We start from the raw sequence: 12264 nt of genomic DNA on the forward strand, positions 1-12264 counted from the left end.
CCTTACAGCGCGTTATCTGCCGCCATTGCCATGTAATTCGGGTTGAAGCGAAGCGTGATGTTTTGCTCATCACCGAACACACCCGCTGGCGTTTCAATACCGATGAAACCGGCATCCGGTGCGCCTTCACCCAGTAAACCATGCTTGAAAGAGAATTCAGCCACTTTCGCCATGGTGTCTTTCAGTGCGGCAGATTCAGTGAACGCCACAGCGTCAGCGGGTTCATAGAACATTTTGGTCGATGCCAGTTGGTCTTTGTAGCCCGCCAAGTCCGTACCGGAAGCGGCAGCCATAAACTCGAGTGCTTTAGCGCCTGCTTCGTTGTCCTGTTGCATGGTCGCCATAATTTCATACCATGCGCCCGTCAGTGCCTTACCCAGCTCAGGATGCTGCGCCAAGGTGTCTGTGTTCACCACCAAAAGGTCAATGATTTCGCCAGGGATCATGGAAGAATCGAACACTTTGTTGGCGTTTGGCATTTTGATGATTTCAGCCAGTAAGGGGTTCCACGTCGTCACAGCCGTCACGTCTTCGGTCACAAATGCAGGCACCAAATCAGCGTCAGTGGTATTCACCACAGTGACATCACGCTCGGTCATATCGACAGTTTCAAGCGCACGAGCCAACAAGTAATGAGAAACACTCAACTCTACCAAGTTGACCCGTTGGCCTTTGATATCAGCGAGCTTGTCAGCACTTTTCAGCACGATGCCGTCATTACCGTTTGAAAAATCACCCACAATCAGTGCGGTGGAATCTACGCCGCTGGCAGCCGGAATAGTCAGTGCATCCATGTTGGTCATCACAGTGGCATCAAACGAACCGGCGGTGTATTGGTTGATCGACTCGATGTAATCGTTCACCTGCACCACATCGATGTTAACGCCGTATTTGTCGCCCCACTTTTTGATGATCCCTGCATTGTTGCCGTAGTCCCAAGGCATCCAACCGACATAGATTGACCAAGCAAGACGAAACGTAGGCTTGTCTTCCGCTATCGTTGGGCTTGATAGAAAAGAGAAACAGACAGCAACGCTCAGGATCAAACGTGAGATGGTTTTTCGGGTTGATGAAATATTGCGGAGTATTGATGAGAATTTATACATAACTACCTCTACCTTGAGTTTCACAAACTGGATGGAGCCAAAGAGATATCAATTTCATCTCCCGGGCTTTTATCCCTCCGTGTGACCTCAAGTGAGGTTGACAACTCTCGGACCAGACACCGTGACCTTCTTCGTTCGGGCAATTAACCGCGATATAGTGACGAAGAGAAGAAACAGCCGGAACCCTAGTTATCTATTGCAAATTGTCGTCTAGCGCTAACAGAATCTAGTATTAACGCTACGTAGTGTTGGTGATAAATCACCATTTACCGATACATCTTTGGCTCGCTACTGTTTCGATAAAAGCAAATGCCTTGCCAGATTTGCATCTTATTGATTAATATAATTTTAAGGAGGTTTTCTCGTATTTCATCGAATATCGATGCGCCAATTCAGTGCGTGAGTTGCACCGATTTACACCGAAATATCTTCTGTCAGTGCATCACCGAAGCCCACCGAGCAAGCCACCTCAACGCTATTCACCTTTTTTTGCCAAAACATCCCATAGATTGACTGAACTTAAATAGCTGAAGAACCGTAATCATTGAACGGTTTCCAGATAGACCCAAACCAACACTGACACTGACACTGACACCTATGGAGTACATGTGAATCAAATCAATCCAGCCAAGTTACGAAACAGCAAATGGACAGCAGTGAAACCGATGAATCGAGAAAAGCATTTTCTGATCTCAGACATTGAGTTTGAAGAAGACGGTTCAGTGATTTCGTGTCAACTCGAAGCAGTGCTGTCGAAAAATGCGTACCCCATTGATTGGACAGACCTAAAAAATAGTGAGAAATGGGTTCAAGGTTGGAAATAACGATGGCTCAATCAAGAACGCTAACTAATCAGCCACAAGACTCTCAAAGACGAACTATTCTCAGCCGATTTACACGGTAAATTCGAACTCAATGTGTGGGTATCTAGCGGTAATCTAACAAGAGAAGCCGACACATTCGTCGGCACTTTCTTTTATACACGATGAATGGCGATGCCCATTACAAATGGCTTCAGCAATAATAACGACTACAGTAACGACGCCAAGTGTTCAGAGAACTCAGGGGTTCGCAGATAACCGTAAGATTTATGCTCATTGTTCGGGTAATCATTGCAGACCAAATGATCCTTCACCCCAATATTCGTGCTGTTGCGGCTGTAATCATCCGCTAAGTGGGTATCAATGCACACATAGTCACCAGGATCAGAGAAGTTCGCCCAAGACTTTGTCACGCAAGACGGAGTGCGCAGTTGATTACGATGATTCAGCATGTTGCCCTGCACTGCTGCCATGCCAAGTGGTGAGCCCATGGTGATAAAGTGATCAATTTGATAGCCTGTTTTACCCATATCACGAAGCACTTCATAGGCAATAATGGTGCCCATAGAATGGGAGACCAAAATCACTTCGTCGTCACGATGTTTCTTTAAGATATCTTCCAAACGATTGTTCACACTGCGGCGGAAAGTAGGTTGGCTATAATACTTGCCCAAATCTCTCAGTAATTTCTTGGCGACACTTCGCGCAAGATGAGAAAACACGCCGCTGTACTCTTCAACGCTATCAACCACGCCTTCAATCCAATCGCCAGATAGCTTTCTGATCCTATCGAAAAAGCCCTTTTTGTAACGCTTAATACTACCCAGTGCGGCTTCTTTATAAGGCTCACTGTTATCAACATCGTTCACGGGGCCGCCGGTATAATGGAGATCGGCGTAATACGCCATTTCGATTTTTGTATCCCCCAGCGATGTCAATGATGTGTTCGCTCTCAAACCCTCTTGAATGGCTTCAATCCAATTGTCTTTTAATGTCGCAGGCGCTGGCTTATTCGAGCGCCCGTGAATCAATACGATTACCTTTGCCATCTTTTCACCTTCTTTTTTATATTTTGCCGTACGCAGCACGGAATATAAGAAAAGCGTAGATTGGCATAGCCATTCAAGGTGTCTATATATAGCTACAGCAGCAAAGAAAGGTTTTTCGACACACAACGCAATGAAAAGGAGAAGAAAAGACAGGGAACAAAGGGAGTTGAGATGCATCGACGGAAAAGTAAAAAAAAGTTTCTCTGTCAACCGTCACAAGGACATTGACCAGAGAAACAAATATCTTTACAGCAAGGAGTAAACGTTTATTGTCTGTAGGACATGTGCCTTACGCACACTTCTCTTATTGCAAACCCCTTGCCACTTTTTTATTTATTTGATTTTAAACACAAAAATTTAAGTTGCCTGACTTTCATCTCTGGCTGGGGCGCTGTTGTAGTGCACTGTTTGCACTGTTCTGTTTCACTGGCGCTTACTTTAGCGAGCGCATCAATGCTCCAGCCGTACACTCATTTTGAAATAAGGGATATCACCTTTGTAAAAACGCTCGCCTTCTGGCGACATACCAAAGCGTTGATACAACCGCATGGCAGATTCACGCGCATCGCACCAAAACACTTCGGCTCCTCGGTCTTTGAGCACGTTTCCACTTAGCAGTGCAGAAAGCACTTCAGCGCCGATGCCCTGCCCTTGATAGCTTTGCAGCGTGGCAAACTTTCTCAACCGCGCACGGCTACCATCAAAGAACACTGACGCGACACAAACAAGCTGCCCTTTTATGAACGCGCCCAAATGCAATGCCGTTTCATCGCCGTCTAATTCACAAAACACGGGTGGCTTGTCAGGCCAAAGCACTTGATGCCGAATGGGGATGGCCTCTTGCCAGGTAATGTTTCTAATATTGATACGCTATCCTCTTCAACATTCCGAAACCCTAAGAACAAACGTTCACATGATGGGTGACGAAAAAAATCCCCGATGAATCGAGGATTTCAAACATAATTGTCAGCACTGGATTAACGTTTACTCGTTCAGTAACTCAACCACGCCAATACCACCGACATAATTGCCACTTCCTAACGGATAGTCATCAAATTTTTCATCGATGTACGTGGTGCTGCCGTCCGAATTAGTAAGCAGTATGTTGTCGAGAATACTGCGATATTCTGCGCCAAAACCATTATCGTCAAACGTATACGTCAGAGAGTAATCTTCATTTAAGTGGTCAATTTCTCGTGATACGTCATACGTATTACCTAGTTCATCGGTTATTTTCAGGCTAAAGACAATTTTGCCGTTGCGTTCAACAAGATCAGCATCCATTTTCACGACAGAGCCAATGACTTTTGGATCTTCGAATAGCCAGTCACGATCACCGCTAAAATTATCACTCTCTTTCAAGATGTGTAATGAGCCAGTGATCGCCAGATAATCGAACTTAATGTAACCCTTCCACTCGCTAGAAGAAGTATGGAAAGCCAACTCCCAATCTTCGTTATACGCCGTAACCAAAGACAACTTGTGATCGAAAGTGCGCTCACGTTCAATCAGTGGAATCTTTACATTTTTGCCAAACACATTGATGGCCTTACCTGTCGTGAAGCTGTAATTGTCGTGCTCAGCATCGACAACAGTTAAGCCTTCTCCGATTCGCGTAGACCAATTGAATGTCCTGTCGGCATCACTTTGTGCCAGTGATAATGGCACACCTTCAAGGTTAGTCCCTGAACCACCCAAAGCGATTTGATAATCTGTGCTGAATTTCAAGGGTTGATTAGTGCTGCTGCTTGAACCACCCGACGTGTCATAAATAAGGTGAACAACCTTGCCAAGCCAGATAGGCATAACATCTACGTCATCCACATACCCACCGAACCCGTCGTGTTCAGTCACGCTCAAATTGCTTGAAACGCTTTCTATGTCCATCCAATGATTGAATTCAATCGTACTTGCGTAAACCTCTTCTTGAGGCTGAATGTGATTAACCACTTTCGGCGATCCCACATTTACGCGTTCTTCTTCATCACGTAATAGTTGGAGGTCTCGAATTTCAAGAGAATCGTCATAAACTGATGCTGTATTATTTAGCGTTAAGTATTCCGATTCAGGACGCCCTTCAGACAATGCTTCAATATCGATTTGGCCTGTCACCATGGTGGAATTAGCATTGTTTAAACCCGTGAAGTAGATCGTATCACCACTTAGTTTCCACGCTTCAATACTCAACCTAAGATCAGTCAGCGCATCACCAAACAAAATGGTTGCCGACTCTCCTGTGAGCGGCTGAACGCCCACTACATCATATTGACCATAAGCAGAATGCGTCTGCTCTTCGACGTAAAACGCATTCCCCTTGGAAACATGAACAGGTGTTTTCCAATAGTAATAGTCAGGTACTTTTACCGAGAGAATTTCACCCGCTGCGTAAGGCAAAATACGCTGCATTTTTTCATATTTGCTAAAATCGCCTTCAGAGTCGTCTTCATACGTTACATACATGCTGTAAACATAGCCATCGTCACCAATAACCACACGGTTAGACCAACTCAAACTGTCTGGACGATAACTTTTGATGGTTCGTTTCTTGACGCCACCTTCAAACTCGTCGCTCGTGCGGGCGATACTGATATCGTCATTTGCCGTCAAATTGTCACGGTAAATAACGGTGCCGTTATCATCCAAAGAGTAGAAACCGTCACTCCAGTACAAGTCATCCGTTAACGTGACCGTGCTCAGGGATGTCGCTAAAACATTGGGGATCATATTCAGCGTATCGGAGCGATACACCAAAGCGTCATCTTGCGTCACAATGAAACTGTTTACTTGATCGGCATCAGACGTCATGGTGACTGCGTTACCGCTCACTGCATCAATTTTGGTCAATTTTGCATTCGTAAAATACGAGTAATCTAGCGATTTGTATTCATAATCCGTGCCTTCATTGCTTGTCGTTACAGTGAATGCTTGGCTTAAAAAGTAAACGTTACCTTGGCTATCAAACTGAATCGGCTTGTATCGGCCATCGCTGATTTCTTGCAACCATGTCCCCCAAGGCGCTTCTGCAAAATGACCAGGGAGCAGACAGCTCACACCGTTGTCCGCAAGGGTAATTCTAAAGATGGCGCAGTTTTCTTCTCGAACCAGAGAATAACTGTCGAAACGATTCGACCAATCCAACGCAGCATAAATGTACCTGCCATCGGGACTCTTCACTGTGAACGAGAAATTAGCATCAAAATCGGAAGTGACCACGGGTACAAGCGCACCATCGTCTCCCAAAGCAAATAAATTGGTGCTACCTGAACCTGTACTTAGAGACTTTTTCCCCGAAGACGTGTTGAAGTCACTAAATTCAATCGATGGCAAAGTGTCCTGCTGATTGCTAGCACTCGACATTGTTGCTCGCAATGCGCTTTGAGAAAACGCTTTCTCCGTTGTCACTAATGTGGACGCGTTGCGTAATTCAAACGCAATATTCGTGTATGTCGATGACGAAGAATCACTGCCACCTGAGATTGACCCATCATCAACACCACCAGGAGAGCTTCCAGAGCCTCCACCTGTTGACGAATCACCACCACCGCCTCCACCGCCACAGGCGGAAAGCATCAATGAAAGAATAACCGACGTTGCAATTTTATTTCTGTAGAAACCCATGAATGTCCCTTTCTGAGCAATTAAACTTCTCGGTGTTTTGATTCACCATCAAGCGCTCGCGCTTTTCTTGAACGCTATCTTGTGAATCGAAGCACCATTTGCTTCTGGTTCTTTCATGCTTAAGAGCACGAAGCCAACAAATAAAGAGTTTCATATTTTGGTCATACAGGTTGTCGCAAAATTTGTAAAAACACACAGAATGTTTGTCTACAAATTAAGACGATGAGATGAGTAAAAAATGCGGATTAACACCATTGATGAGAGGAAAAGATGCAAGATATGAGAAAAGTAACCTGAATAGGCAGCTCGACCGCGACAAACAACATACTAACCAATTGGTCAATAAGAAAATTCAGAAATACCAGCGCAGTACATAAAGATACGTTCACGATGAAGACACAATTGAAAACCGTGTTGAATATCTCATTATTTCAGCGGGTTAGTCATTATATTCACCCCATCGAACATGCTGTCGGGCGTACCCTACGATGAGACGATTTCGTCTTTGCCCGACAGCTCTTCTCCTTCTAGTTCAACGTAAGAAACATTACTCTTGCAAACCAATTCTGCCGGCATCATGCCCACCAAAAGCTTGGAATGGTCTTAGTCCGAACATTGGCATTATTGCGTAGATATGGTCAAAAATATCGGCTTGAACACCTTCGTAAAAGATCCAATCCGTATTATTGGTAAAAGCGTAGATTTGCAGTGGTAACCCCTCAGACGTTGGGGCAAGTTGGCGCACCATAAAGAGCATGTAATGGTGGATGTCTTTGTGAGAACGAAGATACGTTGTGAGGTAAGCGCGAAACACGCCCACATTCGTCATTTGGCGAAGGTTAGCGGCATGATGAACATCTTCTAAGTTCTCATTGAACTCTTTAATCTCTCGCGATTTTTCAAACAGAAATTCGCGCAGTATTCGAATCTCTTTTAAGGCTTCAATTTCCTCCTCGGTCATAAATCTAATCGAGGTCAGGTCAATGTTCACCGAGCGCATAATACGTCGCCCACCGGAATCGGACATGCCCTGCCAGTTGATGAACGCGTTCTGTACCAACGCATACGCAGGTAACATGGTGACTGTGTTGTCGAAGTTTCGTACTTTCACTGTCGTGAGCGACACTTCTTCCACCGAGCCATTCGCGCCGTAATCGTTCATCTCAATCCAATCATTGAGGCTCACCATGCGGTTGGCAGCAAGCTGAATGCCCGCAACAAATCCCAAAATAGTGTCTTTGAACACCAACATGACCAAGCCTGTCGCCACGCCTAAACCACTAAGGAAAATCACCGGCGATTCATTGGCGAGGATAGATACCGACACAACAATACCGACAAAAAAAGTGAACAGCTTGATGAGCTGAACAAAGCTCTTAATGGGCATTCTGCGGGTCACACCTTTGTTAACCGCAATTTCATGCAGCGCATCTAACAGAGCAAACATCATCCAGATGAACATCACCAACACGGACACACCAAGCAATCGGTCTGATAGCGTTTCAAGTACAGGATGATGCGTAAGAATAGGGGGGATAAGAAGATCGAGGATCATGATGGGAACGAGCAAGGCGATTTTTTCAAGCACCTCATGATTAGTCAGACTGTTTCCCCATGATTTTTTGTTTTTGCTGATAGCAAAATTGACCGTTCGTACAATGATCTTGTACACGATTAAATAGCTAATCACCGCCACGCCAACCGCAGCAAGAATAAATATGATGGTGGGCTCTGTACCATAAGGATCGCTGTTGACCCCCATTAACGCTAACTTGTCGCTGACGTACTGACGAACCCCGTGATCTAACATGCGCACTCTCCCTCAATGGCGGTATGTCTGAGTGACATCAAGATGCAAGTTGTCGCGTCTTGTCAGTGACTCGGATCTAAGCCTATCAGGCACATTTCATCTGTGGTGAGGCAGTTTTGATACTGGGTTGGTTTCGTTCAATTAATACAACTTGTTGTCACTGATCAGCACTTCCAATCGATTTCCATCGCCTTTTTCGGGGCCACCAACCATCTCGTCATAAGCACTTTCTTGGCGCATCACCTGCGATTTCGCTTTCACGTTCTGACACTGCTTTTGAATTTCTAGTAACGAATGAGCGCGGATCAAGTTACCAATATCATCCGTGACCAAGAATTCCTCGCCCTCGATGATCACGGACGCTTGATACAAACACAGGTCGAGCGAGTGGATAATCAAAGTGTCTATGCTATTGAGTGTTGCTAACGCTCTCAGTGTCATTTTCATCGCTTGCCCTCTATTGGTTATTTCTTGCACTCATTGGCGATAACCCATTATTACGCGCATCAGTAATATAAGGTTTAATTTCTCTCCAACATTCCCTGAGCCTCAGAGGCATCACACCGCCCTCGAATCTAACAGGCAATGCGAACGCTGAAAATTTGGGCAAAACATCTCAAAGCAACAGTGCAATATTCTCAACACACCCCACTTATGGGACAAAGCGTCATGTCAATAAGAATGGGCTTTGAAACCCTGTTCGTCCGTGTTTTTTGGGCTTCACATCCAAGGAAATTAGACAAATCTGTGCTCCACTAAATTTGAGATACCATCAATAATCACAGATACGGAAATCATAATGAAAAATACGATCACAACCGTCCTTTGCGGCACACTCTTACTCTCAGGCACGGTGTTTGTCTCCGGCGCAGCGTTTGCAGACGACTACGCATGGGATCAACTCGTTGCATTAACCGATGAAACCAATGGCATTGGTGCCAGACGCGTTGGCACACCACAGGAAAAACAAACCGCAGATTGGATTGCAGAACAATGGAAAAAATCCGGTTACAAAGTCACCACTCAACCCTTCTCTTTCGAGCTTGATGGAAAAGTACTGAAGTCTGAGAACGTGATGGTCGATATCCCCGGCCAGTCCGACAAAGTGCTGGTTATTGGCGCGCATTACGACACCAAAGGCGATGAAAAAGGCTCACTCGGTGCGACGGACAATGGCTCCGGCGTCGTTGCCCTGCTCGCCATGGCGAAAGATCTAAAAGGGAAACCACTTCCCTACACAGTTCGCTTAATCGCATTTGGTGCAGAAGAGTTTGGCCTCAATGGTTCTAAGTATTATGTGAATAAAACGGGTGCACTCGACAATGTCGTCGGCATGATCAACCTCGACACCATCATTGGTGGCGACAAACTCTATGTTCACAGCGCTCACTCCACGCCGTACAAATGTGACTATGTGAAAAAAGCCAATTACACGGGCGACACATCTGTTCGATCAGGCTTGAAAGCGGTTTCTGACCAACTCTACAAAGAAAATGGCCACAAACTTCACCCCACCTTTGAAGGATACCCTGAGGGTGAAACCGGCAATTGGTCTGATCATGCGCCGTTTGCATGTAGCGGCATTCCTATCGGATACCTTGAAGCCACGAACTTTGCCATTGATGGTGAAGAAGGGAATGACGGATATTCACAAACCACCAATGACGCGCTCTGGAGTTGCTTTGACGACAAGACTCTTAGTGCGTGTAACCGTGAAGAAGAGGAGCATTGGGGTAAGATTTGGCACACCAAGTTTGACCGCTTGGATACCCTAACCCCACTGTTTAAAGACAGGTTACAAACGCAGCTGAACCAAAACATTCAAGTGCTAGAAACCTTTGCCCTTGAAGCGAACAAATGGGTGAAGTGATAGACCGAAATACACTGAAACCAAAGCGCTAACCCAAACGAAAAACGGTGCCATCAGGCACCGTTTTTATATATTCATTGTCTCGCTCATCGTCGATGAGTTCATGATCGTATTATCAACGCCAGAACGTTCACTGCTCGTTTAACGCCTATATGTATTCATCGATGATAATCGTATCGCGGCGATCTGCACTGTTCCGGCGATCGTACCCCTGAAACCTCACGCGATTGTCTCTGCGTTCACGTGGTCGCCGACGCTCAATCACATACATACCATCGACAAGTTGCGTGTCGATAGCTTCAAAAAAATCATCATAGGATTTAAGGTAGTTTTGGACTTTCATCTGCCGCTCTCTTTTCGCCTAAATAATCTTAATGACAACCCGCCTGATTAACTTCAATTGAAATGTAGTACCGCCAATCAAAACAGATGTCTCTTTGTTGATCACAAAACCTTGAGAGTAAGAGTTTTACATCTCAAGCAGCGTCACTCCAGCCAATAAACACCCAAAATGAATACGAGTTTCATCGGTGAGTCATGTGCTCAACTTAGAGACACGACGAGTATGATCGACAAACATCACCGCACTAACCCTGTCACTCATGCTGTTTTTGTAAGCAATCAAACACTTATAACGCCAAGCAATTTGAACCAATATCACACATGACAAAACCCTGACATTCACCCTGATTTTCACGCACAACTGCTGTGATAGATTCCGCGCCGAAAATTAAGCACTTTGTCTTTTAGGGACTTTTGAATGAAACGATACGCAATGATCCCCCTGCTAACCCTGACTCTGACTGCCTGTGGTGGCGGTAGCGACGGCGGAAATAACACAACAACTCAGCCAGCAACGCCAATGTCGGTTGAAGGGAAAATCGAGCAGATTTCCGCAAATTCAGTGACAGTTAACGGGCATCAGTATCAAGCGAACAAGGTTCAATACCGTGGCTTCGCGATTGATCCAGTGCAGCTTCAAACCAACATGATGGTCAACGTTAGCACGGCAGCACGCGCACAAACTGGCGCTCACATTGAGCTTGAGCCAACGTTTACCGGTCGTATTGAAAAAATCGGCGAACCTAACGGCACATTTACCATTAATGGCATTGAGTTAAGCTTTGCCGCCCTTTCACCAGGCATTCAAAACGGTGACTGGGTAATGGTCTCCTCCCTCCCAAGCACGAACGACAGCTACAAAGTCTTGTCTGTGATTAGCTTCGACTTTGACCAAGACGGGTTGGCGGAAGCCGAAGGCCGCATTTCATCCATTGATTTCAACAACGGCACTTTTAAAATTGGCAAATCGCTAACCGTGTTGTTTGATCAAAACCTCGTTAACAATCCAAAGAAACTGCGCAATGGCACCTGGGTTGAGGTGATTGGTAGTTACAACGAAGATAACGGTGTATTGACCGCTGAAAAGATCAAACTCAAAAACTACAACGATGTCCATGGCGACGGTGAGATTGAAGGCGTTGTCACTTGGGTAGCGACAGACAAGAGTGCGTTTGAAGTGAACTATCGCGGCACCTTTGATATTCACCCATCGACCAAATACGACGATGGCGACAAATCCTCTCTGCGCATCGGCGCTGAAGTGGAAGTCGATTACATCAAAAAAGGCGACAAGCTGATTGCCAAAGAAATCGAGTTTGAAGACGACGTTGATTTTGACTTTGATTGGGATGCGTTTGAATTTGAAACCGAAGGCACTGCATCAAGCTTGAATACCGAAGACGAAACATTCGTTATCACGGTCAAAGGTAAAGAACAAACTATCTACATCGATGCTCAAACTCGCTTTGACGACGGCCTAACCATAGATACTCTTGATGGCGAATTACTGGAAGTTGAAGGCGTGATCATCAGCGGTGATTATGTTGCGCGTGAGATTGAAAGAGAAGACGACTAAGTCGAACCTCTGAATCAAAACAACAAACATAAAGAAAGGGGCGAACGCCCCTTTTTTGTTTACTGAATACTA

10 protein-coding genes and 1 riboswitch are annotated in these 12264 nt (G+C 45.4%); of the genes, 3 read left to right on the forward strand and 7 right to left on the reverse strand.

Features of this window, described 5'->3' with window-relative positions; genetic code table 11:
- Positions 1-2: 2 nt before the first annotated feature.
- Positions 3-1106, reverse strand: a complete 1104-nt coding sequence (locus AC3CIC_RS18570; protein WP_488516659.1) for a putative urea ABC transporter substrate-binding protein — start codon at positions 1104-1106, stop codon at positions 3-5.
- A gap of 56 nt (positions 1107-1162) precedes the next feature.
- Positions 1163-1306: riboswitch (guanidine-I (ykkC/yxkD leader) on the reverse strand.
- A gap of 408 nt (positions 1307-1714) precedes the next feature.
- Here AC3CIC_RS18570 and AC3CIC_RS18575 point away from each other — a divergent pair.
- Positions 1715-1930: a TIGR02450 family Trp-rich protein gene (locus tag AC3CIC_RS18575; RefSeq protein ID WP_017003598.1), complete on the forward strand. Its 216-nt coding sequence runs from the start codon at positions 1715-1717 to the stop codon at positions 1928-1930.
- 206 nt (positions 1931-2136) lie between these two features.
- On the opposite strand, the gene AC3CIC_RS18580 is transcribed toward AC3CIC_RS18575, so the two are convergent.
- From AC3CIC_RS18580 to AC3CIC_RS18600, 5 genes are all read right to left on the reverse strand, one after another.
- A complete protein-coding gene (locus AC3CIC_RS18580) occupies positions 2137-2976 on the reverse strand; it encodes an esterase/lipase family protein (protein ID WP_016960977.1) in 840 nt (279 codons plus the stop codon).
- Positions 2977-3426: 450 nt separating this feature from the next.
- Entirely contained in the window at positions 3427-3843 is a 417-nt protein-coding gene (locus AC3CIC_RS18585; protein ID WP_488516837.1) for a GNAT family N-acetyltransferase, read from the reverse strand.
- A gap of 117 nt (positions 3844-3960) precedes the next feature.
- Entirely contained in the window at positions 3961-6594 is a 2634-nt protein-coding gene (locus tag AC3CIC_RS18590; protein WP_488516660.1) for a hypothetical protein, read from the reverse strand.
- Positions 6595-7141: 547 nt separating this feature from the next.
- Positions 7142-8404, reverse strand: a complete 1263-nt coding sequence (locus AC3CIC_RS18595; protein WP_488516661.1) for a mechanosensitive ion channel family protein — start codon at positions 8402-8404, stop codon at positions 7142-7144.
- 141 nt (positions 8405-8545) lie between these two features.
- Positions 8546-8851 carry a DUF6482 family protein gene (locus AC3CIC_RS18600; RefSeq protein WP_488516662.1) on the reverse strand — a complete coding sequence of 102 codons (306 nt, stop codon included), beginning with the start codon at positions 8849-8851 and terminating at the stop codon, positions 8546-8548.
- 352 nt (positions 8852-9203) lie between these two features.
- Between AC3CIC_RS18600 and AC3CIC_RS18605 the strand changes: the two genes are divergently transcribed.
- Positions 9204-10274, forward strand: a complete 1071-nt coding sequence (locus AC3CIC_RS18605) for a M28 family metallopeptidase (protein ID WP_488516663.1) — start codon at positions 9204-9206, stop codon at positions 10272-10274.
- A gap of 148 nt (positions 10275-10422) precedes the next feature.
- Here AC3CIC_RS18605 and AC3CIC_RS18610 read toward each other — a convergent pair whose 3' ends face one another.
- Positions 10423-10617, reverse strand: coding sequence for a hypothetical protein (locus AC3CIC_RS18610; RefSeq protein ID WP_016960982.1), 195 nt, complete (start codon positions 10615-10617; stop codon positions 10423-10425).
- 417 nt (positions 10618-11034) lie between these two features.
- Between AC3CIC_RS18610 and AC3CIC_RS18615 the strand changes: the two genes are divergently transcribed.
- Positions 11035-12192: a DUF5666 domain-containing protein gene (locus AC3CIC_RS18615; protein WP_488516664.1), complete on the forward strand. Its 1158-nt coding sequence runs from the start codon at positions 11035-11037 to the stop codon at positions 12190-12192.
- Positions 12193-12264: the final 72 nt, after the last annotated feature.

Source organism: Enterovibrio sp. QJM3NY_24 (assembly GCF_057786035.1).

Coding starts and splice junctions, on each gene's coding strand:
- AC3CIC_RS18570 (WP_488516659.1), bottom strand. CDS start 1,106: ATGTATAAATTCTCATCAATACTCCGCAATATTTCATCAACCCGAAAA.
- AC3CIC_RS18580 (WP_016960977.1), bottom strand. CDS start 2,976: ATGGCAAAGGTAATCGTATTGATTCACGGGCGCTCGAATAAGCCAGCG.
- AC3CIC_RS18590 (WP_488516660.1), bottom strand. CDS start 6,594: ATGGGTTTCTACAGAAATAAAATTGCAACGTCGGTTATTCTTTCATTG.
- AC3CIC_RS18595 (WP_488516661.1), bottom strand. CDS start 8,404: ATGTTAGATCACGGGGTTCGTCAGTACGTCAGCGACAAGTTAGCGTTA.
- AC3CIC_RS18600 (WP_488516662.1), bottom strand. CDS start 8,851: ATGAAAATGACACTGAGAGCGTTAGCAACACTCAATAGCATAGACACT.
- AC3CIC_RS18605 (WP_488516663.1), top strand. CDS start 9,204: ATGAAAAATACGATCACAACCGTCCTTTGCGGCACACTCTTACTCTCA.
- AC3CIC_RS18610 (WP_016960982.1), bottom strand. CDS start 10,617: ATGAAAGTCCAAAACTACCTTAAATCCTATGATGATTTTTTTGAAGCT.
- AC3CIC_RS18615 (WP_488516664.1), top strand. CDS start 11,035: ATGAAACGATACGCAATGATCCCCCTGCTAACCCTGACTCTGACTGCC.